Source organism: Mycobacterium sp. UM_11, assembly GCF_001414075.1.
Taxonomy (GTDB): Bacteria; Actinomycetota; Actinomycetes; order Mycobacteriales; family Mycobacteriaceae; genus Mycobacterium.
Genome location: NZ_LATC01000006.1, coordinates 1 through 21,052, shown reverse-complemented (window position 1 = coordinate 21,052; position 21,052 = coordinate 1). Strand labels below are relative to the sequence as shown.

Here is a 21,052-nt window from a genome sequence, read left to right as displayed (position 1 = left end):
TTTCTGATCACCGACGATCAACTAAACCGCTTACAGCGGCCAGCTATTCGAGTCGACCTCGTAACGCAGCGCCGCCGCCGGCGGCAACGGTAGCCGCTCGTTCACCGCTATTGCGTCAACCATCAGCGCGACATACCGCCGCCAGCCGTCACTGCCCGGATCCATTGTGGACAGCACACCGAAGAGCATCGCGACGAGGCGGGGCAGGTCGTCGGCGACGAGGTCCGCGCGGACCCGGCCCATCCGCTGGCCTTCGAGCATGAGGTCGCCCAGCGCCTCATTGAGCGACGCCGAGATGTCGGACGACAACGAACCGGCGCGGCGTGCGGCGGTCAGGAGGTTGTGCTCGCGCGCCCCCAGTGCGATCGCCGCTTCGATCAGTTGGGTGAGACCGCGCAACGGGTCGTCGGCGCGGCGGGCCTTGTCGATCGCCGGCGTGAGGTCCTCGGCGATGCTTTGGTCGAGCGCGGCCAAGACCAGGTCGACCTTGGTCGGAAACCTGCGGTAGAGGGTCCGCTCACCGACCCCCGCGCGGCGTGCGATCGCCTCCACCGGCGCGTCCGGCCCCAATTCCCCGTACACGTCTCGCGCCGCGCGCAGAATGCGCTCGACGTTGCGCGCCGCGTCCGCCCGTAACGGGCGGTCCTCAACCGCGGTCATGGTGACAGCCTAACTGACGGTTGACTGCCACCTGGGCGAGCTTTACCCTCTATAACTGGCAGGCATCTGACAGTTAATGGGAAACGCAGTTCATGTCAACAACTTCCGAGGCGCGCCCCGACGCCGATCTTCCGGTGCTGCCCATCGCCCGGCCCGCCCGCTGCCCGCTCGCGCCCCCGGACGAGTTCGTGCAGTGGCGGGAACAACCGGGGCTGAGAAGGGCGATGTTCCAGGGCAACCCGGTCTGGGTGGTCAGTCGTTACCGGGACATCCGGGCGGCGCTGGTCGACCCGCGCCTGTCCGCGAAGACCATTCCCGACGCGATCATGCCGAAGGACGATGACAACAAGGTCCCGGTGATGTTCGCGCGGACCGACGACCCCGAACATCACCGGTTGCGGCGGATGTTGACCAGCAACTTTACGTTCAGGCGTTGCGAGTCGATGCGGCCGCACATCCAGGACATGGTCGACCACTATCTCGGTCAGATGATCGCGAACGGTGCGCCGGCCGATTTGGTGCGCGAGTTCGCCTTGCCGGTGCCGTCGATGGTGATCGCGCTGTTGCTGGGCGTGCCGCCGGAAGACCTCGAACTTTTCCAACGCAACACCACGACCGGGCTGGACCAGAAGTCCACCGACGCGGAAAAGGGCCAGGCATTCGGGGCCATGTACGCCTACATCGAGGAGTTGGTCGAACGCAAAGAACGGGAACCCGGTGACGACCTGATCAGCCGTCTGGTCACCGAATACGTCGCGACCGGCCAACTCGACCATGCCACCACGGCCATGAACGCGGTGATCATGATGCAGGCCGGCCACGAGACCACCGCCAACATGATCTCCCTGGGAACGGTTGCGCTGCTGCAACATCCGGACATCTTCGCCCGGCTCGGAAAAACGGACGACCCTGCCGTTGTCGTGAACATCGTCGAAGAGCTCATGCGCTACCTCACCATCGTGCACAGTCAGGTCGACCGCGTGGCAACCGAAGACGTGGTGATCGGCGGTCAGCTGATCCGTGCGGGCGAGTTCGTCATGATGAGCCTGCTCGCCGGCAACTGGGACCCCGAATTCGTCGACGATCCCGAATCCTTCGACCCAGGCCGAAACAGCCGCGGGCACTTAGGCTTCGGGTACGGAGTGCACCAATGCATCGGGGCGAACCTGGCCCGCGTCGAGATGCAGGTCGCATTCACCACGTTGGCGCGCCGATTGCCCGGGCTCAAATTGGCGGTGCCGCCGGACGAACTGAAATTCAAGGCGGCCAACATCTACGGCATGAAGGAGCTTCCGGTCAGTTGGTGACGAACGAGCTGCGATTCGACGATCAGGTCGCCGTAATCACCGGTGCCGGTGGGGGGTTGGGTCGGCAACACGCGCTGCTACTGGCCTCCCGAGGTGCGCGCGTCGTCGTCAACGACATCGGCGGCTCCGTGACGGGGGAGGGCACCGACAGCCAGGCGGCCGCCGCCGTGGCCGAGGAGATCCGCCGGCTAGGCGGCGAGGCCGTCGCCGACAGCCACAGCGTGGCCAGTCCCGAAGGCGCACAGTCGATCATCGACACCGCCCTGAATTCCTGGGGTCGAGTCGACATCCTGATCAACAACGCGGGCATCGTCGGTGATGCGCCCTTCGAAGACATGACGCCCGACCGGTTCGAACCCCTCCTGGACGTGCACCTGAAGGGCGCCTTTCAGGTGACCCGGCCCGCGTGGCGGGCCATGCGCGAGCAGCGCTACGGCCGGATACTCAACACCTGCTCGGCGGCCGGAATCCTTGGGGCCGAACGCATGAGCAACTACGGCGCGGCCAAGACCGGGTTGATCGGCTTCACCCGGGTGTTGGCCGCCGAGGGGGCCGACCACGGCATCAAGGTCAACGCCATTGCGCCGATCGCCTTCACCCGGATGCTCACGCACTCGCTCGACGGAGCAGGCCCGCAAGATGACCCGGCGGCCCGGGAGGTACTCAATGACCTTGTCGGGCAATACCTTCAGAAGCTGGACCCGGCGCGGGTGGCCCCCGTGGCGGCCTTCCTGACGCACCGGGACTGCCCGGTTTCCGGCGAGATCTACACGGTGGGCGCCGGACATGTCGCGCGCTTCTTCATCGGCAGGACAAGGGGTTTCTTCGATCCGGAGCTTTCGGTCGAGGATGTGCGGGACCACCTCGACGAGATCCGCGACGAAGCCGGCTACACGGTCCCCGGTGGGCCCGCCGACGAGATGGCCGCGCTCTTTGCGACGATCATGAACAGCTGAACGCCGTGCCGATGCCGTCCGGCGCGGGGGCGGGCCGCAGGCAGCCGAACGGCTCGACGCCCGTGGGGCTCAATCGTGCCGCCGACTGGTGTGCGTAGTTCACGCAATACAGACCGGTTTGGTCGGCGCGGCAACGGTAGTCGCCGAAAGACAGCGAATCGCCGTTGGCCAGTTCCGGTCCGTTGCCGTTGAGGAACGGTCCGGGATCGGCGCGCGCGGCACCCACCTGCAGATTCTGTCCGTCGAAGGTCACCCACCCGCCCTGCCAAGCGCCGTAGGCGGTCGGGGGCGCGGGCGGCGGATCGGTCAGGCTCACCAGGCAGAGCAGTGCGCCGGCGGTGTGCTTGGAATCCGTCATGCAGGAGTCCTTGCCGGCCACCGCGCTGAAGGCGATGTCGGCGCCGAGTGGCGTGGTCACCCCCTCGCGGGTCGCGCTGTGATACCGACCCGGATCCGCGGGGTGACCAGCCTCGATCCAGGTGATGACGTCCGACATGGGCGCCTTGGTGCCCGGGGCGCCCGCGGATGGCGGGGCGGCGTTCGTGGGGGAGTATCCCGAAACCGGCGTCGTGTTGGGCGGCTGGCGAGGGCCGCCCACGACCGTGTGGGAGCACCCGGCGACCAGGACCGACGTGGCGAGCAGCGCGGCAATCCGCATCCCGTCAGGCTAACCGCCAGGTACGGAAAAATAAGGCGCTGCGCGCGCGTTACGGCCGGCACGTCGGCTAACGTCGGGTTATGCATCAGCGCACGGTCCGTGCACGCACCACCATCGGCACTGTGGAGGGATTCACCCGCGACGGCGTCCACCGCTGGCGCTCCATCCCGTACGCCCGGCCGCCGGTCGGGTCCCTGCGACTGCGGGCGCCCCAACCGGCACAGCCGTGGTCGGGTGTGCGGCACTGTCACGGCTTCGCCAACTGCGCGCCCCAACAGCGGCGATACACCATGCTCGGGGTGGGCCGCTATCAGCCGATGGGGGAGGACTGCCTCACCCTCAACGTCGTGACCCCCGACGCCCCCATCGAAGAGCCGCTGCCCGTGATGGTCTTCATTCACGGTGGCGGCTACATCCTGGGCAGCTCGGCGACGCCGCTGTACGACGGCGCGGCGTTGGCGCGCCGCGGCTGTGTGTACGTGTCGGTGAATTACCGGCTGGGCGCGTTGGGATGCCTGGACTTGTCGTCGCTTTCGACCCCGCACATCACCATCGACAGCAATTTGTTCCTGCGCGATCTGGTGCTGGCGTTGCGCTGGGTGAAAGACAACATCTCCGCGTTCGGCGGTGACCCGGGGAACGTGACCATCTTCGGTGAAAGCGCCGGCGCGCACATCACCGCCACCCTGTTGGCGGTGCCCGCCGCCGAAGGCCTGTTCGCCCGGGCCATTTCGGAAAGTCCGGCCTCCGGCATGGTTCGGTCGTCGGAGACGGCCGCGGAATTCGCGGTGCGGTTCGCCGAGCTGCTGGGCGCGCGCCCGGAGAACGCCGCCGAGGCGCTGATGCAGGCGTCCCCGGCGCAGTTGGTCGACGCCCAACACCGGCTGATCGACCAAGGGATGGAGGACAGGCTGGGTGCCTTCCCGATCGGACCGGTCGCCGGCGACGACGTCGTGCCCGTCGATCCCGTCGAGGCGATGCGCCGGGGCAACGCCCACCGGGTGCCGCTCATCGTCGGCACCAACGCCGAAGAGGGGCGCTTGTTCACCCGCTTCCTCAAAATGCTGCCGACCAATCAAACGATGATCGAGGAGCTGCTGGCCGACGCGGAACCGTCTGCGCGCGAACGCATTACCGCCGCCTACCCCGATTATCCCGCGCCGTCGGCGTGCATCCAGCTCGGCGGCGACTTCGCCTTCGGGTCGGCCGCCTGGCAGATCGCCGAGGCGCACAGCGCGCACGCGCCCACCTACCTGTACCGGTACGACTACGCGCCCCGCACGCTGCGCTGGTCGGGCCTGGGCGCCACGCATGCCACCGAGTTGCTGGCCGTCTTCGACGTCTATCGGACCCGCTTCGGTGCGCTGTTGACCGCGGCCGCCGATCGGCGGGCCGCTCTGCGGGTCAGTAACCAGGTGCAACGGCGCTGGCGGTCGTTCAGCCACAGCGGGGCGCCGGGCCACGACTGGCCCGCCTACACCACTGCCGACCGCGCCGTCATGGTCTTCGACCGCAAGAGCCGCGTCGAGTTCGACCCACATCCGCACCGCCGGATTGCCTGGGATGGCTTCTCCCTGACGCGGTGACCTGGCACGCTGACCCTCATGCATGCCGAGACCGAACAAATCATCGAACGACCCGGGGACCTCACCGCCGCATGGCTGTCGGCGGCGATCGGCGCCGGAGATATCGACGACTTCTCCGTGGAGCGCATCGGCACCGGACAGATGAGCGAGTGCTACCGCGTGCGGCTCAACTACGCCGGCGGCGCGGCAACCCCCGACCGGCCCGGGGCGGTGGTGCTCAAGGTGGCGGCCACCGACCCGGTGAGTCGCCAAACGGGGTTGGCTCTGGGCCTTTACGAGCGGGAGGTGCGCTTCTACGGCGACATAGCGCCCCGACTCGGTGGGCCCATAGCGCCCTGCTACCACGCCGCCGTCGACACCTCGACGGGTGCGTTCGATCTGCTGCTGGGCGATGCCGGGCCGGCGGTCGTCGGGGACGAAATCGCCGGTGCGACAACCGAACAGGCCCGCCTGGCCGTCGTGGAGTTGGGCCGGCTGCACGGCCCGTTGCTCGGCGACACCACGCTGGCCGAGGCACCGTGGTTGAACCGTGAATCGCCGCTCAATCAGGCGATGATCGCGCCGCTGTACGCCGGTTTCATCGACCGCTACGGCGACCAGATCGCGCCGGAGCACCGCATGGTGTGCGAACGCCTGGTGGCGTCTTTCGACGGCTATCTGGCCGCCGAATCGGCGCCGGACCGCGTCCAGGGCCTGATGCATGGCGACTACCGACTGGACAACCTGTTGTTCGGCACCGCCGGCGCCGACCGGCCGTTGACGGTCGTCGACTGGCAGACCGTTTCCTGGGGGCCGGCCCTGACCGACCTGTCCTATTTTCTCGGCTGTGCGCTGCCGACGCCGGATCGGCGGGAGCAGTACGAGGCGCTGCTGCGGGCGTATCACGAGGCGTTGGGGCCGCAAACACTCCTCACGCTCGGCGACGTCACCGAAGGTGTTCGCCGGCAGGGCTTTTTCGGCGTGATGATGGCGATCGTCTCCTCGATGCTGGTCGAGCGCACCGAGCGCGGCGACCGGATGTTCATGACGATGCTGCAACGGCATTGCGATCATGTGCTCGACACGGACGCGTTGGCGACGCTGCCTGCCGCCCAGACACCCGAACCCTTGCGGCCCTCGGAGGAGGACGAACTCGCGCACGCTCCGACCGCCGAACCGCTGTGGAGCGAGAGCTGGTACGCCGACTTCGCCGATGCGGCACAGGGATTGGGCGGGTGGTTCCGCCTCGGCCTGGTCGCCAACGAGCGGACGGCGTGGGTGCACGCGCTGCTGTGCGGGCCCGACCTGCCGACCGTCGCCCTCGATGCGCAGGTGCCGCTGCCGGCCGACCAGTGGGAATTGCGCACCGACTCCTTCGAACTCGGCCACTGTGCGCCCGCGCCGCTGCAGACCTATCGCGTCGACATCCGGGCGCGGGCGCACGCTTACCCCGACCCGTCGGCGTTGTTGCGCGGAGAGCCGGGCACCCCCGTCGAGATGACGATGAACCTGGTCTGGACCACCGACGGCGTGCCCTACAAGTACCGCTTGACGACGCGATATGAGATTCCGTGCACGGTGTCGGGCACGGTCACCGTCGACGACGCCGCCTATCGCTTCGAGTCCGTGCCCGGCCAGCGCGACCACTCCTGGGGCGTACGCGACTGGTGGAGCATGGACTGGATTTGGAGCGCGCTGCACCTCGACGACGGCGCCCACTTGCACGGCGTGAACATCCGAATCCCCGGCGCACCGGCCTTCAGCATCGGCTACTCCCAGGACGCCGATGGGTCGCTCACCGAGCTGCAGACGTTGGATTCGCGGGAATCCTTCGGCGCCAACGGGTTACCGCTGGGCACCACTTTGACTCTCAGCCCGGGCGGACTCACCGCGGAGGTCGAGGTGCGTGGTCACGCACCCGTGCTCCTGACGGCCACCGACGGGCGGGTGAGTCAGTTCCCGCGGGCCTGGGCCACCGTCAAGACGGCCGACGGCCGGTACGGGGTCGGCTGGGTGGAATGGAACCGCAACCTCGCCGGAAAGGCCGAGTGAACGCAGCGACACCGGTCGTGGTGATGGGCGTCTCGGGATCGGGCAAGTCGACGGTGGGTATGGCGCTCGCGCAGCGCCTGCGGGTTCCCTTCGTGGACGCCGACACGCTGCACCCGCGGGCCAACATCGGCAAGATGGCAGCCGGTGAACCCCTGAACGACGACGATCGACGCCCTTGGCTGGACAAGGTCGGCGAGTGGTTGGCGAGCCACCCCGAGGGCTCAGTGGCGAGTTGCTCGGCGCTCAAACGCAGCTATCGCGACCAGTTGCGCGCGCACTCCCCGCAGGTCGAATTCCTTCACCTCGCCGGCACACCGGAACTGATCGGCGCCCGGCTCGCAGCCAGGACCGGTCACTTCATGCCCGCGACGCTGCTGAGCTCACAGTTCGGCGCGCTGGAGCCGCTCGGCGCCGACGAGTCCGGCACCACCGTCGACGCCGCCCAGGACGTCGACGCGATCGTCGACGAGTACCTCAGGAAAGCTTGCGACGGCCGGCCTTGACCTGCTCGTTGAGCCGGTCGCGCGCGGTGTCCGCCAGGTAGCCGCCGCGTGCGCGGGCCGTGTCGGCGAGGTAGCCGCCCCGCGCCCGAGCGGTTTCGGCGAGGTCCTCGCCGCGATCCAAGGCCGTGCTGGCCAGATCCTCACCGCGCTTGCGCGCCTTTTTGGCCAGCTTCTCACTGCGCTTGCGGGCCTTCTTGGCTAACGGCGCGGCCCAGTCGGCGGCGTCGTCGGCGAGTTCTTCGCCGCGCTTGCGGGCCTTCTTGGCCAGCGGCTTGCTTCGCTCGGCGGCCGTGCTGGCGAATTCACGGCCCCGTTCGAGCGCCGCCTCGGCGTAGGGTGCGCCGCGTTCGGCGGCGGTGCTGGCCAGTTCGCGGCCGCGTTCGGCGCCGATCTGCAGGCCGTGCACGATCTTCTCGCCCAACTCCGAGAAGTCGGTGTCGTCGTCCGAGCCCGGCAGCGCCGACGACACGCGCTCGGAGAGCCGTTCGGCCGCCCGGCGGCCACGCCAGCCGAGCGACGGCTTGCCCGCGGTGTCGGCGGACGCGATCAGCAGCCCGCCCACCAGGCTGAGGTCGGTGAGGAACTGTTGACGTTTCTGGGCTTTCGCCTGCGGATCGCTCTCGTTCCAGAAGGAGTGCGCCCCGAGGTTGGCCGGCAGCACCGTGACCGCGAGCGCGGCCGACGCCACGCGCGGCAGTTTGCCGGTGGCAAGCAGCAGGCCGCCGCCGATCTGAACGGCCGCGTTGATTTGCGCGAACGTCTCGGGGTCGCTCGGGATGTTGCCGCTGACCGAATTCGGCAGCGCCTGCAAACCATCCACCGCGGGGGCGGCGGCGGCCGCGGCCGATTTGGGGTTGAGCAGGGAATTGACTCCCTGGCCGATGAAAGCCACTGAAAGCAACGGGCGCGCGATTCTCCGGATGACCATGGGCGGTGGATTACCCGACTGGTTGGCGGACAAACCGCTCGCCCCATAAGCCCAGCACAACCGCCATCGCGGGCGACACCGATAGGGTGGACCGGGTGAGGGCGTTGATCATCGTCGACGTGCAAAACGACTTCTGCGAGGGCGGCTCGCTGCCGGTGACCGGCGGCACCGCCGTGGCGCCCGCCATCAACGACTATCTGGCCCGCGAGCAGGGCTACCAGCATGTGGTAGCAACCCAGGACTTTCACATCCAGCCGGGCGAGCATTTCTCCGACCGGCCGGATTACTCGTCGTCGTGGCCCCCGCACTGCCTCGCCGGAAGCCCGGGCGCCGACTTCCGGCCCGACCTCGACACCAGCCGCATCGAGGCGGTCTTCCGCAAGGGGAACTATTCCGCGGCCTACAGCGGCTTCGAAGGCGTCGATCCCAGCGGCACCCCGCTGCTGGACTGGTTGCGGCAACGCGGGGTCGACCAGGTGGATGTGGTCGGCATCGCCACCGACCAGTGCGTCCGGCGGACGGCGGAGGACGCCGCGCGGGCGGGCCTGCACACCAGGGTGCTGGTGGACCTGACCGCGGCCGTCGGCGCGGATTCGGCCGCGGCGGCGTTGGCGGAGATGCGGTCCGCGGGCATCGAACTGGTCGGCGGATCGTGAGCGAGCTGACACGGGAACAACTCCTCGCCGCCGTCGAACGCTCACCGCGGGCCGCCGCCGCGCACGATCGCGCCGGATGGGTGGCGCTGTTCACCGATGACGGCCGCGTCGAGGATCCGGTCGGGTCGCGGCCGCACATCGGGCACGAGGCAATCGGCCGCTTCTATGACACCTTCATCGGCCCGCGTGACATCACGTTCCACCGCGACCTCGACATCGTCGTCGGCACCGTCGTCCTGCGCGACCTCGAGCTCGAGGTCGCCATGGGCTCCGCCGTCACGATGCGCATTCCGGCCGTGCTGCGATACGACCTGCGAAACATCAACGGCGAGTGGCGCATTGGCGAGCTGCGGGCCTATTGGGCGCTGCCCGCGATGATGCTGCAATTCCTGCGAGGCGGGGCACGCGCCGTCTCGCCCGGGCTGCAACTGTCGCGGGGCCTGCTGACCAATCAGCGGCTGCGCGGCACGGCCGGCTTCCTCGCCGGATTCCGGCGAGCGGGTGCGCGGCACCGCAGACGGGTGCAGACGTTCCTGGAGGCGGCCGCGCGAGGAAACCGGGCGGCCGCCGGGTGCGCGCTATCGCCAAGCGCCACAATAACTCTCGGTGACCAGGACGCGCTCGGCCTCGGTGGGCTGGTCGAGCGACTGGACGGCGCACGGGCCACCAAGGTAATCGGCGCGGGCCCCACGGTCACCGTCTCGGTCGACTCCGGCCATGCGCGCGGGATCCTGTTCGCCGACATGGTCTCGCGGGGCGAGGCCATCCGGCGGATCCGGTATTTCCCCGGCTGACCGCGATCAACGCAGCAGCGTCAGCGCCAGCGCCGCCACCGACATGCCCAGGTAGGCCCCCGGAAACGCGATGTTGTAAAGGACGCCGGCCCGCAGGTGCGTCACCACGGCGCCGACGAAGAACAGCACCAGGCCGGTGGCGGCCGCGACGCCCAACACGGGCGGGCCCACCAGGCCCACGACGAGCCCGGTCGCGCCGGCCAGTTTGACCATCCCCAGCGCCGGTAGCCACGACCGCGGCACCCCGACTTCGGCCGAGTTCGCCAGGACGAACTGCGCCGGGACGAGGTCGGCGACGGCGACGCCGGCGGTGCCGGCGGCGGTCAACAGCGTGACCAGAACGTATGCGGTGTCCATCTGCGTCAAGCCCTTGCCGGACAGCCGGTTTTGCGGTGGCGAGCCGGATGGTCGCCGCGGCGCACAATCGTTAAGGTCATGGTGCTGGCCTCCTTTGCAACAGAGAGCTCGATGGATGCGGTCAATCTCTTGACGGCTTCTGTGCGGAAAAGGTGACCCATGAGCGCCCCGAAGAACCTGACCGATCTCGCGCAGCGTTTCGACGCGGACCGGCGACACCTGAGGTCGGTCGCTTTCCAGCTGCTGGGCTCGGCGGCCGACGCGGACGACGCGGTTCAGTCGGCGTGGCTGAAGGCCAGCCGCGCCGACTTCGGCGCCGTCGACAACCTCACCGGCTGGTTCACGATGATCACCGCCCGCGAGGCCCTCGACCAGCTGCGGATTCGCAAGAGGCGCGCCGAACAGCCGTTGGCCGACGCCGACGAACTGGACCGACTGGCCGCGGCCCCGTTGGCAGCTGCGGACGAGGAAACGCTGTTGACGGAGTCGGTGAGTAACGCGCTGCTGGTGGTGCTCGACCGGCTCTCGCCGGCGCAGCGCGTCGCGTTCGTGCTGCATGACGTGTTCGCGGTGCCGTTCGAAAACATCGCCGGCCTGCTGGACCGGTCGCCGCAAGCCGCCAAGAAGCTGGCAAGCCGGGCGCGTGGGCGGCTGCAAGCCGATCCGCGCGACGAACCCGAGCGCGTGGCCAAGCACCTCGAGATCGTGGAGGCGTTTCTCGCGGCGTCGCGCGGTGGCGACATCGGTTGCCTGCTCGAGTTGCTGGCTCCGGACGTGTTGCGCACCGTCGACCGGGCGCTGGTTCCCGACGGCGTGCCGACCGAGTTGCGTGGGGCCAGGCAGGTCGCGGAGGAAACCCGCCGGTTCGCCCAGCGGGCCCGCGCCGGTGTGGTGATGCTCATCGACGGGGTGCCGGGCATCGTCCTGGCGCCGCACGGACGCGCTGAGGCGATGTTGCTGATCGCCGTCGGAACCGATGACCGCATCCACGCGATCGACATCACCGGGGATCCCGACCGCGTCGGACGGGCCGCGTTGACGCTGCCGAACTGGCCGGTCCAGCAACATCACAGCCGCATCGGGTACCAAGGACATCAGACACCGCCGGCCGTGCGGCCGGCGACGGGGCGAGAACGGGAGCGCCATGCTCGATAAGCCGTTCGCGCGGCGTGGCCTGCTGCGCGGTGCCGGCGCACTCGCCGCGGCATCGCTGGTGCCGTGGAGCGGCGGCTGCGCTCCCGAAGAGGACGCGTTGACGTTCTTCTTCGCGGCCAACCCCGACGAACGCGACGCCAGGATCCGCATCGTCGACGAGTTTGCCCGCCGTCACCCGGACATCAAGGTTCGCCCGGTGCTCTCGGCCCCGGGCGTGATGCAGCAACTGTCGACGTTCTGTGCCGGTGGCAAGTGCCCGGACGTGCTGATGGCGTGGGACCTCACCTACGCCGAGTTGGCCGCCCGGGGCGTGCTGCTGGACCTCAACACCATGCTGGCGCGAGATCCGGGGTTCGCGGCCGAACTGAAGGCGGACGGCATCGGGTCGCTGTATGACGCCTTCACCTTCGAGGGTGGCCAATACGCCTTCCCGGAGCAGTGGTCCGGAAATTACCTGTTCTACAACAAGCGGTTGTTCGCCGACGCCGGGGTGCCGCCCCCGCCCGGCACGTGGGAGCGGCCGTGGTCCTTCACGGACTTCCTGAACGCCGCCACCGCTTTGACCAAGCGGGATCGTTCCGGACGAGTTACCCAGTGGGGCTTCGTGAACATGTGGTTCTCGTACTATTCGGCGGGGCTGTTCGCCATGAACAACGGGGTGCCCTGGTCCACCCCGCTGAAGAACCCGACCCATTTCAACTTCGACAACGACGGTTTCATCGAGGCGGTGCAGTTCTACGCGGACCTGGCCCACAAACACAAGGTCGCGCCCAATGCGTCCGAGGTGCAGTCCATGTCCACTCCCGACCTGTTCGCGACCGGCAGGGCGGCGATGGCCATGGGCGGGCACTGGCGATACCAGACGTTCATCCGGGCCGACGGCCTGGATTTCGATGTCGCCTCGTTGCCGGTCGGGCCGCGCAGGCAGGGGCAACCCGCCCACTCCGACATCGGTTCCACCGGACTGGCCATCTCCGCGAGCAGCCAACGCAAAGATGAGGCATGGGAATTCGTGAAATTCGCGACCGGGCCCGTCGGCCAGGCACTGATCGGTGAGTCCAGCCTTTTCGTTCCGGTGCTGCATTCCGCGCTCGACTCGCCCGGGTTCGCCAAGGCCCACCGCAACATCGGCAACCTCGGCGTGCTCACGCAGGGACCCGCGTACTCCGAAGGGTTGCCGGTCACCCCGGCGTGGGAGAAGATCGTCGCCTTGATGGACCGCAGCTTCGGACCCGTGCTGCGCGGATCGCGGCCCGCGACGTCCCTGGCCGGTCTGTCGCCCGCCATCGACGAGGTGCTGCGCAACCCATGACATCGGTCGACACCGCCCCGGCGCCCGGGGCAGCCAGCCGCAACCCCGCCAAGGGAGCGGGCCCGTGGCGGCGGCGGGCCTGGGCCGGCCGCCTTTTCGTGGCTCCGAACCTGGCCGCCGTCGCGGTGTTCATGCTGTTCCCGCTGGGATTCTCGCTGTACATGAGCTTTCAGCGGTGGGACGTCTTCAGGCCGCCGAAGTTCGTGGGCGGAAAGAACTTCCAAGAGCTGTTCACCTCGGACCCGCTCTTCCTGATCGCCATCCGCAACACCGTCATCTTCACCCTCGGAACGGTCGTGCCGACCATCGTTGTCAGCCTGGTGGTTGCCGGCGTGCTGAACCGTAAGGTCAGGGGCATCGGCGTTTTCCGCACCATCGTCTTTCTGCCGCTGGCGATCTCGTCGGTGGTGATGGCGGTCGTATGGCAGTTCGTCTTCAACACCGACAACGGGCTGCTCAACATCATGCTGGGCTGGGTGGGAATCGGCCCGGTCCCGTGGCTGGTCGAACCCCATTGGGCGATGGCCTCGTTGTGCGTCGTCAGCGTCTGGCGCAGCGTGCCGTTCGCCACGGTCATCCTGCTGGCGGCGATGCAAGGGGTCCCCGAGACGGTTTACGAGGCCGCCCGGATAGACGGGGCGGGCGAGATGCGTCAGTTCGTGTCCATCACGGTCCCGCTGATCCGTGGATCGATATCCTTCGTGTGCGTCATCTCGATCATCCACGCGTTTCAGGCATTTGACATGGTTTACGTCCTCAACGGCGCGAACGGCGGACCCGAAAGCGCCACGTACGTCCTGGGCATCATGCTGTTCCAGCACGCCTTCTCGTTCCTGGAATTCGGGTACGCGTCGGCGCTGGCGTGGGTGATGTTCGCGATCTTGCTGGTGCTGACCGTGGTGCAGCTGCGGATCACTCGCCGACGGAGCTGGGAGACATCTCGTGGCCTCAGCTGAGCGGTTGTTCACGCGCAACGCAATGCGCGGTGTGCTGGTCTACAGCGCGCTGATCGCCATCGCCTGGTGTTGGCTGTTTCCCATCGCCTGGGCCGTGTCCGGCTCGCTGAAGCGGGAAGGTGAGATCACCGAGCCGAGGCTGTTGCCCGCGCACCCGCGCTGGTCCAATTACGCCGAGGTGTTCTCGTTGCTGCCGTTCGCGCGCATGTTCTTCAACACCGTGCTGTACGCCGGCTGCGTGACCGCCGGGCAGGTCTTCTTCTGCTCGTTGGCCGGATACGCGTTCGCGCGGTTGCAATTTCGCGGGCGCGACACGCTGTTCGTGCTATACCTGGGCACGCTGATGGTGCCGCTGACCGTGACCGTGATCCCGCAGTTCATCCTGATGCGGACCGTCGGGTGGGTAGACACCCCGTGGTCGATGATCGTGCCGGGCCTGTTCGGCAGCGCGTTCGGCACCTACCTGATGCGTCAGTTCTTTCGGACGCTTCCCACCGACCTGGAGGAGGCGGCGATACTCGACGGTTGTTCGCCGTGGCAGATCTATTGGCGAATCCTGTTGCCGCACGCCCGTCCCGCGGTGATGGTGCTGGCGGTGCTCACTTGGGTCAACGTCTGGAATGACTTCCTGTGGCCGCTGCTGATGCTCCAGCGCAACAGCCTGGCCACGCTGACCCTCGGGTTGGTTCGGCTGCGGGGCGAGTATGTCGCGCGCTGGCCGATAATCATGGCCGCGTCGATAGTGATCATGTTGCCGTTGGTCATCATCTATGCGGTCGCGCAGCGCTCCTTTGTCAGGGGCATCGCCGTCACGGGACTCAACGGTTAAGCCATGGCCTCGGTGACTTTCGAGCAAGCGACGCGCCGCTACCCCGGGACGGACCGTCCGGCCTTGGACAGCCTCGATCTGGAGGTCGGGGACGGCGAATTCGTTGTCCTGGTCGGCCCTTCCGGATGCGGGAAGACGACCTCGTTGCGGATGGTGGCCGGGCTGGAATCGCTGGACTCCGGGCGCATCCGGATCGGCGACCGCGACGTCACCACCGTCGATCCCAAGGACCGCGACGTCGCCATGGTCTTCCAGAACTATGCGCTCTACCCGCATATGACGGTCGCGCAGAACATGGGCTTCGCCTTGAAGATCGCCAAGACGCCGAAGGCGCAGATCCGCGACCGCGTCCTGGACGCGGCGAAACTGCTTGACCTGCAGCCGTATCTGGATCGCAAACCCAAGGACCTCTCGGGTGGGCAACGCCAGCGGGTGGCGATGGGACGTGCGATCGTGCGTCGCCCGCAGGTCTTCCTGATGGACGAGCCGTTGTCGAACCTGGACGCCAAACTGCGCGTGCAGACCCGCAACCAGATCGCGGCACTGCAACGGCGCCTGGGAACCACGACCGTCTACGTCACCCACGACCAGGTCGAGGCGATGACCATGGGCGACCGTGTCGCCGTCCTGCGCGACGGCGTGCTGCAACAGTTCGCAGCGCCGCGTGAGCTGTACCGCAACCCGGTCAACGTCTTCGTCGCGGGCTTCATCGGATCGCCGGCAATGAATTTGTTCACCCTGCCGATCATCGATTCCGCTGTGTCATTGGGGGATTGGCGCATCCCGTTGCCGCGGGACCTTGCCGGCAGCGCGAGCGAAGTCGTCGTCGGGGTCCGCCCCGAACACTTCGAGCTGGGCGGCCTGGGAGTCGAGATGGAGGTCGACGTGGTCGAGGAGCTCGGCGCGGACGCCTACGTGTATGGCCGAATCACCGGCTCCGGCAAGTTCATCGACCAACCCGTCGTCGCGCGCGCCGACGGCCGACGGCCCCCCGAAAAGGGCAGCCGGGTGCGGTTGCATCCAGAGCCGGGGCATTTGCACTTCTTCGGTGTGGATGGCCGGCGAATCGGTTGAGGGGGTAGGGCTATGGGCGTGAGCCGCGCCGATCTGGTGTGCGAAGGTGGCGGCGTCCGGGGCATCGGCCTGGTCGGCGCGGTCGACGCGCTGGCGGAGGCCGGTTACCGGTTTCCCCGGGTCGCGGGCAGCAGCGCCGGCGCGGTCGTGGCGTCGCTGGTCGCGGCGCTGCAGGTCGCGGGTGAACCGCTGACCCGGCTCGCGGAAGTGATGCGGTCCATCGACTACCGAAAGTTCCTGGACCGCAATTTGATCGGACACGTGCCGCTGATCGGTGGGGGACTGTCGCTGTTGGTGTCCGACGGGGTCTACCGCGGCGCCTACTTGGAACGGCTGCTCGCCGGTCTGCTCGCGGACCTGGGAGTCCGGACGTTCGGTGATCTGCGCACGGGCGAGGAACCCGACCAGTTCGCCTGGTCGCTCGTGGTGACGGCCAGCGACCTGTCCCGGCGCCGGCTGGTGCGCATCCCGTGGGACCTCGGTTCCTACGGCATCGACCCTGACGACTTTCCGGTGGCCCGTGCCGTGCACGCTTCATCGGCGATTCCCTTTGTGTTCGAACCCGTCCGGGTCGGCAGTGCCACCTGGGTCGACGGTGGCTTGTTGTCGGACTTTCCGGTGGAGCTTTTCGATCGCCCCGGCGCGCAGCCGCGATGGCCGACGTTCGGGATCCGGCTGTCGGCGCGGCCCGGCATCCCGCCGACCCACCCGGTTCATGGGCCGGTCTCGTTGGGCATCGCCGCGATCGAAACGCTGGTGAGCAATCAGGACAACGCCTACATCGACGACCCGTGCACCGTTCGGCGCACCATCTTCGTTCCCGCCGAGGACGTCAGCCCGATCGACTTCGACATCACCGCCGAGCAGCGCGACGGCCTCTACCAACGGGGACTGCAGGCGGGCCGGGATTTTCTGCGGACCTGGAGCTACCCGGATTACCTGACGGCGTGCGGTGGCCCGTCGAAAGGCGCGCCGTAGCGGAGTCAGAAGCCGTGGCGGCGCTTATCCACGCGCGCAGCGGATCTCATTGAGGCGATGTTCGATGCGCGCGACGTCGGCCGGCAACGGCAACTGGTTGGTGACCCGAGTGATTTCGACGCCGATATCAATGCGGCTGATCGGCCAGAATTGCCGCCTCATGAGTTTGCTTGCGATGGCAGTGATCTCGTCGTTACACAGGCGCCGCCGAGCCAGGGCCGCCAGGGGCGCATATCCGGTCGTGGGCATGCCGGCGGGGTAACCGGCCCGCACGAAAGCCACGATGCTCGACACCCAAAGGGCCAGGTCCATAGTCCCACCTCGCTCACCGCCGCGTTGTAAGAATTAGCGGCAGCCTTACCGGTAGCAACGTACCATCGCCAACGCCATCAGCTGAGTAACGCCACACAGTTAAAACGCATTTTTTACACGCGGATTGCCGGGCGCCGGCACGCGCGATCTTCGCCACGATGCCCCTAAGCCGGGCGCGCCGTAACGGCGTTTGGCCGCAAGGCTTTCTAGGATTGCCGCGTGATGGATCGCTATGGAACCGATGTCCTCGCCGCGGGCCGGCGCAAGCCCCGTTCGACCGAGCACCCGGCCGAACCGGGCCTGGTGGTCGAGGACGTGGAGAGCGGGTACGTCGGGGCGGTGGTGCGGGTCGAGTACGGCCGGGTCGACCTGGAAGACCGGCGCGGACACGTGCGTGGTTTCCCTTTGGGCCCTGGCTATTTGATCGATGGCCAGCCGGTGATACTTACCGCGCCGCGTCGTCAGGCGCCCACCGCCGCGGCGCGGACGGCGTCGGGCTCGGTCGCGGTGCCGGGCGCGCGCGCCCGCGTCGCCCGCGCCAGCCGGATTTACGTCGAGGGCCGCCACGACGCCGAGCTGATCGCGCAGGTGTGGGGTGAGGACCTGCGCGTCGAGGGGGTCGTCGTCGAGCACCTCGGCGGCGTCGACGACCTGGTGGAGATCGTCGCCGAGTTCGCGCCCGCTCCGGGGCGTCGGCTTGGTGTGCTCGTCGACCACCTGGTCGCGGGTTCGAAGGAGGCGCGGATCGCCGAGGCGGTCCGGCGCGGACCCGGCGGCGGCGACACCCTGGTGGTCGGCCATCCCTACGTCGACATCTGGCAGGCCGTAAAACCCCAGCGGCTGGGCCTGGCGGCCTGGCCGGACGTCCCGCGACACATCGAGTGGAAACACGGCGCGTGTCGGGCGCTCGGCCTGCCGCACGCCGGCCAGGCGGACATCGGCAGGGCCTGGCGGCATATTCGGTCCCGGGTTCGCGACTGGAACGACCTCGAGCCGGCGCTGATCAGCCGGGTCGAAGAACTCATCGACTTCGTGACGCAGCCGGGCTGAGCCGGCGAACCGACCAAGCACCACTTGGGCGGCCGCTCAACGCCGTTCGTCCAAAAAGATCCCCAAGATTTTATCCGCCCACGGGGCCGGCGTGGCGCGCGCGATGTTCTCCACGTATCCGTCACTACTCATGCTCAGCAATCGTCGTGGTGCCGTCACGTCCGCCAAAAGGCCACTACATCGGGCAAAGACGGTGCTTGTAAGCAAATCTCGCCAAGGGCTCTAGGCAGGCGGGCTGGCCTGAGTCCCGGCCGCGTGACGTTTCGTGTGCGCCCGGGCGAATCGGACCGGCCGCCGTCACATATCGGCCGCCGCCGGCACTAACTCCGTAAAGCCGAAAAAAATGAGCGAAGACGGAGGGACACATGACCGACGCGCTGGTCATCGACGCCGAAGGCCTGGACAGGTTGTCGTGTAACGCCAGGGCCAACCCGGAGACCGGCAAGAAAACGCTGAAAGCCAAGACGGTGTGCGAGACGGGCTTCCGCAACATGACCTACGTCCGCGACCTGGCGCCGATGCTGGTGGGCGAGCCGCCCGCGCTGCTGGGCGACGACTCGGCGCCCAACCCCTCCGAGACAGCCCTGGCGGCGCTCGGGTCGTGCGTGTCGGTGGGCTTGCTGGCCAATGCGACGCACCGCGGGGTGACGCTGACCAGGATCGAGGTGGAGATGGAAGGCGACATCGACATCTCTGCGGTGTGGGGCGTCGGCGACACCCCGCAGGGAAAACGCCTCGGTTTCAGCGCGGTCCGTTGCAAGGTGACCCTGGCCGGCGACGCCGACGACGCGACACTCAAAGAGATTCATGACAATGCCATCGCGTGGTCGCCCGTCGTCAACACGTTCCGCAGCCCGGTGAGCGTCGACTCGACCCTGCTCACCGCATAGGCACCGGAAGCAACGACATTGGCGAAGACCACAACGGCCCAGGAGGTTTCATGACGGCGACGGTGGATGCGGCGGCCGGCCACTTGGATGCCGAGCTGCTGGAGGACATCCGGGTTCACGCCGCGGTGCTGGATCGCGGCGACCAGCAGTCCCGCCGCAGCTTCGCCGCCATGGGTGCGGCCAACCTGCTCGGCATCGGCGCGCCCACCAATGCCGACGGCAGGCTCCCCGCCATGGCCGAGGTCATCCGGCTGATCGCCGGAGAATGCTTGAGCACCGGCTTCTCGCTGTGGGCCCACCGGATGGCAGTGGAGTACCTACTCACGGCGGCAACGCCTTTCGGCACGGATGCGGTCCAGCCACTCCTTACCGGGACCACACTGGGGGTGACCGGCATGGCGTCGGCGTTCAAGGAGGCGGCCGGTTGCGGAAGCCTGGAGTTGACCGCCACGCCGGTCGAAGGGGGCTACCGGGTTTCGGGGCCGATTCGGTGGGCGAGCAACCTCTACCCCGACTCGACCATGGTGACCGCGGTACGCACCGACGCCGGCGCCAGGCTGATCGTGGCCCTGCCGCTCAGCACGCCCGGCGTGGTGGTGGGCGATCACTTCGAACTTCTGGCGCTGGGCAGCACCGCCTCGTCGTACCTGAACCTGATCGAAGCCTACGTCCCCTCGGAGCAGGTGTTGTCGCACGACTTCGCGGGTTTCCTGCAGACGGTCCGTCCGACGTTCCTCGTCCTGCAATCGGCGATGTGCTTGGGCCTCACCACAACTGCGGTCGAGCAGGCCAAAAACGGTCTCAGCGGGGTCAACGCGGTGTTCGGCGCCGAGGTTGACCACCTCGCGCGAAGGCTTGCCGGTGCGGAAGCCGCATTGCGTGACCTCGCCGCGGCCGTGGGCGGGGACGAGCCGCCCGGCAAGAGGGACCTGCTGACTCTGCGACTAGCTGCGGCCGAATTAGCCAGCGCGAGCGCGGATCTCGAAATCCGCACCGCCGGCGGTAAGGGCTACGCGAGCAGAACACCGGCAAGTCGCCGCTACCGGGAGGCGGCGTTCATCCCCGTCCAGTCTCCGTCCGAAGGGCAGTTGCGCTGGGAACTGGCCGCATGCGCTTGAGTGCGGGCCCATGGTGACCCCCGTGGCGGTGCCACCGGGCGGCACCGAATCCGAACCCCGGGTCGGCGGCATTCCGCTGGCGAACCTGGTGCGTGACTTTCACCGCCCGATGGTCAATTTTGCCCGCACCATGGTGGATTCGGCGATGGTGGCCGAGGAGGCCGTTCAAGAGGCATGGGTGCAGGTGCTGCAGAACGCGGATTCATTCGAGGGACGTTCCGCTGTCGGCACGTGGTTGTTCGGCATCGTCAAGAACACCGCCGCACGGCACCGGCGCCAAGAATCTCGCATCCGCGACCACGAGGTGCTGTCGGCGGACGACGCCGACCCACTGGCGGGGCGCATGCATCCCGCCGGCCATCCGGATGCGGGGCATTGGAGCCTTCCGCCGTCGCGGCGTTTCCTGCCGGAAGATCACACCGTCGAAACCGAGCTCATTGACTACGTACGCGCGGCTGTGGCGGCGCTGCCCGAAAGGCAACGCCAGCTCGTCATCCTGCGTGACATCGTCGGTGCCTCGGCCGAAGAGGCGGCCGAACTCCTCGAACTGACCGCCGAAGGGCAACGCGCGCTGCTCTACCGCGGCCGGGGAAATCTTCGCAACGAATTGGAAAAGCGGTATCGCCGATGACCGTCTACGACAACACAGTCCCCGCGATCGATTGCGTCGATTTCGTCCGCCTCGTCGACGAACTCGTCGACTCCGATCCGCGACGGTGGGGTCCGATCGTCGCCAAGCACCTCGATGAGTGCCCCCCATGTCTGGTCTACCTGCAACAAATGCTGGACCTCAAGATTCTGCTCAGCCATGTCTTCGAAGGGCAACAGCTCAGCGAGGAGAACATCACCGGGGTGATCAACGCGATCAACGTTTTACGGAAAGGCGAACAACGATGACGATCAATGCCGAAGCGCCGCTGTTGCTGTCTCTTATACACATCT

General features: G+C 67.8%; 23 protein-coding genes. 18 read left to right on the top strand and 5 right to left on the bottom strand.

The window, feature by feature from the left end:
• Positions 1-30 precede the first annotated feature (30 nt).
• Positions 31-660 (bottom strand): TetR/AcrR family transcriptional regulator, encoded by a 630-nt coding sequence (locus tag WU80_RS02950; protein WP_055399478.1) that lies wholly within the window; start codon positions 658-660, stop codon positions 31-33.
• A gap of 92 nt (positions 661-752) precedes the next feature.
• Here WU80_RS02950 and WU80_RS26275 point away from each other — a divergent pair, with 92 nt between their 5' ends.
• Both WU80_RS26275 and WU80_RS02940 read left to right on the top strand, forming a co-directional pair.
• The gene (locus WU80_RS26275) at positions 753-1,967 is read left to right on the top strand and encodes a cytochrome P450 (protein WP_055399480.1); all 1,215 of its coding nucleotides are present in this window, start codon (positions 753-755) and stop codon (positions 1,965-1,967) included.
• Entirely contained in the window at positions 1,964-2,923 is a 960-nt protein-coding gene (locus WU80_RS02940; protein ID WP_055399482.1) for an SDR family NAD(P)-dependent oxidoreductase, read from the top strand. The genes WU80_RS26275 and WU80_RS02940 overlap by 4 nt, the downstream gene beginning before the upstream one ends.
• Here WU80_RS02940 and WU80_RS02935 read toward each other — a convergent pair.
• Positions 2,910-3,581 carry a hypothetical protein gene (locus tag WU80_RS02935; protein WP_055399484.1) on the bottom strand — a complete coding sequence of 224 codons (672 nt, stop codon included), beginning with the start codon at positions 3,579-3,581 and terminating at the stop codon, positions 2,910-2,912. The two genes, WU80_RS02940 and WU80_RS02935, sit on opposite strands and share 14 nt — an antisense overlap.
• Before the next feature lie 80 nt (positions 3,582-3,661).
• Between WU80_RS02935 and WU80_RS02930 the strand changes: the two genes are divergently transcribed.
• The 3 genes from WU80_RS02930 to WU80_RS02920 are packed head-to-tail and all read left to right on the top strand — an operon-like array spanning position 3,662 to position 7,701.
• On the top strand, positions 3,662-5,167 hold the full coding sequence (locus WU80_RS02930) for a carboxylesterase/lipase family protein (protein WP_055399486.1): 1,506 nt from the start codon (positions 3,662-3,664) through the stop codon (positions 5,165-5,167).
• 18 nt (positions 5,168-5,185) lie between these two features.
• Complete coding sequence (locus tag WU80_RS02925; RefSeq protein ID WP_055405725.1) at positions 5,186-7,198, top strand: phosphotransferase; 2,013 nt, start codon at positions 5,186-5,188, stop codon at positions 7,196-7,198.
• Positions 7,165-7,701 (top strand): gluconokinase, encoded by a 537-nt coding sequence (locus WU80_RS02920; RefSeq protein WP_369808482.1) that lies wholly within the window; start codon positions 7,165-7,167, stop codon positions 7,699-7,701. Before WU80_RS02925 ends, WU80_RS02920 begins: the two co-directional genes overlap by 34 nt.
• Here the strand turns inward: WU80_RS02920 and WU80_RS02915 are convergent.
• Positions 7,673-8,629 carry a DoxX family protein gene (locus tag WU80_RS02915; protein WP_055404999.1) on the bottom strand — a complete coding sequence of 319 codons (957 nt, stop codon included), beginning with the start codon at positions 8,627-8,629 and terminating at the stop codon, positions 7,673-7,675. The two genes, WU80_RS02920 and WU80_RS02915, sit on opposite strands and share 29 nt — an antisense overlap.
• A 95-nt stretch (positions 8,630-8,724) precedes the next feature.
• Here WU80_RS02915 and pncA point away from each other — a divergent pair, with 95 nt between their 5' ends.
• Positions 8,725-9,285 (top strand): pyrazinamidase PncA, encoded by a 561-nt coding sequence (gene pncA, locus WU80_RS02910; protein WP_082459967.1) that lies wholly within the window; start codon positions 8,725-8,727, stop codon positions 9,283-9,285.
• On the top strand, positions 9,279-10,079 hold the full coding sequence (locus WU80_RS02905; RefSeq protein WP_055405014.1) for a ketosteroid isomerase family protein: 801 nt from the start codon (positions 9,279-9,281) through the stop codon (positions 10,077-10,079). The genes pncA and WU80_RS02905 overlap by 7 nt, the downstream gene beginning before the upstream one ends.
• A 6-nt stretch (positions 10,080-10,085) precedes the next feature.
• On the opposite strand, the gene WU80_RS02900 is transcribed toward WU80_RS02905, so the two are convergent.
• Positions 10,086-10,436 carry a DoxX family protein gene (locus WU80_RS02900; protein WP_055405001.1) on the bottom strand — a complete coding sequence of 117 codons (351 nt, stop codon included), beginning with the start codon at positions 10,434-10,436 and terminating at the stop codon, positions 10,086-10,088.
• Positions 10,437-10,595: 159 nt separating this feature from the next.
• Here WU80_RS02900 and WU80_RS02895 point away from each other — a divergent pair, with 159 nt between their 5' ends.
• The 6 genes from WU80_RS02895 to WU80_RS02870 are packed head-to-tail and all read left to right on the top strand — an operon-like array spanning position 10,596 to position 16,740.
• A complete protein-coding gene (locus WU80_RS02895; protein WP_055405002.1) occupies positions 10,596-11,591 on the top strand; it encodes a sigma-70 family RNA polymerase sigma factor in 996 nt (331 codons plus the stop codon).
• Positions 11,581-12,903 carry a sugar ABC transporter substrate-binding protein gene (locus WU80_RS02890; protein WP_055405003.1) on the top strand — a complete coding sequence of 441 codons (1,323 nt, stop codon included), beginning with the start codon at positions 11,581-11,583 and terminating at the stop codon, positions 12,901-12,903. Before WU80_RS02895 ends, WU80_RS02890 begins: the two co-directional genes overlap by 11 nt.
• Complete coding sequence (locus WU80_RS02885; RefSeq protein ID WP_055405004.1) at positions 12,900-13,859, top strand: carbohydrate ABC transporter permease; 960 nt, start codon at positions 12,900-12,902, stop codon at positions 13,857-13,859. The genes WU80_RS02890 and WU80_RS02885 overlap by 4 nt, the downstream gene beginning before the upstream one ends.
• A gap of 22 nt (positions 13,860-13,881) precedes the next feature.
• On the top strand, positions 13,882-14,688 hold the full coding sequence (locus WU80_RS02880) for a carbohydrate ABC transporter permease (RefSeq protein WP_055405005.1): 807 nt from the start codon (positions 13,882-13,884) through the stop codon (positions 14,686-14,688).
• Between the two features lie 3 nt (positions 14,689-14,691).
• Positions 14,692-15,762, top strand: a complete 1,071-nt coding sequence (locus WU80_RS02875) for an ABC transporter ATP-binding protein (RefSeq protein WP_055405006.1) — start codon at positions 14,692-14,694, stop codon at positions 15,760-15,762.
• Positions 15,763-15,774: 12 nt separating this feature from the next.
• A complete protein-coding gene (locus WU80_RS02870) occupies positions 15,775-16,740 on the top strand; it encodes a patatin-like phospholipase family protein (protein WP_055405007.1) in 966 nt (321 codons plus the stop codon).
• 24 nt (positions 16,741-16,764) lie between these two features.
• On the opposite strand, the gene WU80_RS02865 is transcribed toward WU80_RS02870, so the two are convergent.
• Positions 16,765-17,052: a DUF3349 domain-containing protein gene (locus WU80_RS02865; RefSeq protein WP_055405008.1), complete on the bottom strand. Its 288-nt coding sequence runs from the start codon at positions 17,050-17,052 to the stop codon at positions 16,765-16,767.
• A gap of 219 nt (positions 17,053-17,271) precedes the next feature.
• Here WU80_RS02865 and WU80_RS02860 point away from each other — a divergent pair, with 219 nt between their 5' ends.
• The 5 genes from WU80_RS02860 (at position 17,272) to WU80_RS02840 (ending at position 21,007) form a co-directional block, all read left to right on the top strand.
• Complete coding sequence (locus tag WU80_RS02860; RefSeq protein ID WP_055405009.1) at positions 17,272-18,102, top strand: DUF3097 domain-containing protein; 831 nt, start codon at positions 17,272-17,274, stop codon at positions 18,100-18,102.
• A gap of 365 nt (positions 18,103-18,467) precedes the next feature.
• On the top strand, positions 18,468-18,992 hold the full coding sequence (locus WU80_RS02855) for an OsmC family protein (RefSeq protein WP_055405010.1): 525 nt from the start codon (positions 18,468-18,470) through the stop codon (positions 18,990-18,992).
• Positions 18,993-19,042: 50 nt separating this feature from the next.
• Positions 19,043-20,110: an acyl-CoA dehydrogenase family protein gene (locus WU80_RS02850; RefSeq protein WP_055405011.1), complete on the top strand. Its 1,068-nt coding sequence runs from the start codon at positions 19,043-19,045 to the stop codon at positions 20,108-20,110.
• Between the two features lie 10 nt (positions 20,111-20,120).
• Complete coding sequence (locus WU80_RS02845; RefSeq protein WP_055405012.1) at positions 20,121-20,741, top strand: RNA polymerase sigma factor; 621 nt, start codon at positions 20,121-20,123, stop codon at positions 20,739-20,741.
• Positions 20,738-21,007 (top strand): hypothetical protein, encoded by a 270-nt coding sequence (locus WU80_RS02840; protein WP_055405013.1) that lies wholly within the window; start codon positions 20,738-20,740, stop codon positions 21,005-21,007. Before WU80_RS02845 ends, WU80_RS02840 begins: the two co-directional genes overlap by 4 nt.
• The last annotated feature ends 45 nt before the right edge of the window (positions 21,008-21,052 follow it).

Coding starts and splice junctions, on each gene's coding strand:
- WU80_RS02920 (WP_369808482.1), top strand. CDS start 7,165: ATGGAACCGCAACCTCGCCGGAAAGGCCGAGTGAACGCAGCGACACCG.
- WU80_RS02915 (WP_055404999.1), bottom strand. CDS start 8,629: ATGGTCATCCGGAGAATCGCGCGCCCGTTGCTTTCAGTGGCTTTCATC.
- WU80_RS02865 (WP_055405008.1), bottom strand. CDS start 17,052: ATGGACCTGGCCCTTTGGGTGTCGAGCATCGTGGCTTTCGTGCGGGCC.
- WU80_RS02925 (WP_055405725.1), top strand. CDS start 5,186: ATGCATGCCGAGACCGAACAAATCATCGAACGACCCGGGGACCTCACC.
- WU80_RS02845 (WP_055405012.1), top strand. CDS start 20,121: ATGGTGACCCCCGTGGCGGTGCCACCGGGCGGCACCGAATCCGAACCC.
- WU80_RS02875 (WP_055405006.1), top strand. CDS start 14,692: ATGGCCTCGGTGACTTTCGAGCAAGCGACGCGCCGCTACCCCGGGACG.
- WU80_RS02885 (WP_055405004.1), top strand. CDS start 12,900: ATGACATCGGTCGACACCGCCCCGGCGCCCGGGGCAGCCAGCCGCAAC.
- WU80_RS26275 (WP_055399480.1), top strand. CDS start 753: ATGTCAACAACTTCCGAGGCGCGCCCCGACGCCGATCTTCCGGTGCTG.
- WU80_RS02930 (WP_055399486.1), top strand. CDS start 3,662: ATGCATCAGCGCACGGTCCGTGCACGCACCACCATCGGCACTGTGGAG.
- WU80_RS02870 (WP_055405007.1), top strand. CDS start 15,775: ATGGGCGTGAGCCGCGCCGATCTGGTGTGCGAAGGTGGCGGCGTCCGG.
- WU80_RS02935 (WP_055399484.1), bottom strand. CDS start 3,581: ATGCGGATTGCCGCGCTGCTCGCCACGTCGGTCCTGGTCGCCGGGTGC.
- WU80_RS02900 (WP_055405001.1), bottom strand. CDS start 10,436: ATGGACACCGCATACGTTCTGGTCACGCTGTTGACCGCCGCCGGCACC.
- WU80_RS02850 (WP_055405011.1), top strand. CDS start 19,043: ATGACGGCGACGGTGGATGCGGCGGCCGGCCACTTGGATGCCGAGCTG.
- WU80_RS02950 (WP_055399478.1), bottom strand. CDS start 660: ATGACCGCGGTTGAGGACCGCCCGTTACGGGCGGACGCGGCGCGCAAC.
- WU80_RS02880 (WP_055405005.1), top strand. CDS start 13,882: ATGCGCGGTGTGCTGGTCTACAGCGCGCTGATCGCCATCGCCTGGTGT.
- WU80_RS02890 (WP_055405003.1), top strand. CDS start 11,581: ATGCTCGATAAGCCGTTCGCGCGGCGTGGCCTGCTGCGCGGTGCCGGC.
- WU80_RS02840 (WP_055405013.1), top strand. CDS start 20,738: ATGACCGTCTACGACAACACAGTCCCCGCGATCGATTGCGTCGATTTC.
- WU80_RS02855 (WP_055405010.1), top strand. CDS start 18,468: ATGACCGACGCGCTGGTCATCGACGCCGAAGGCCTGGACAGGTTGTCG.
- WU80_RS02895 (WP_055405002.1), top strand. CDS start 10,596: ATGAGCGCCCCGAAGAACCTGACCGATCTCGCGCAGCGTTTCGACGCG.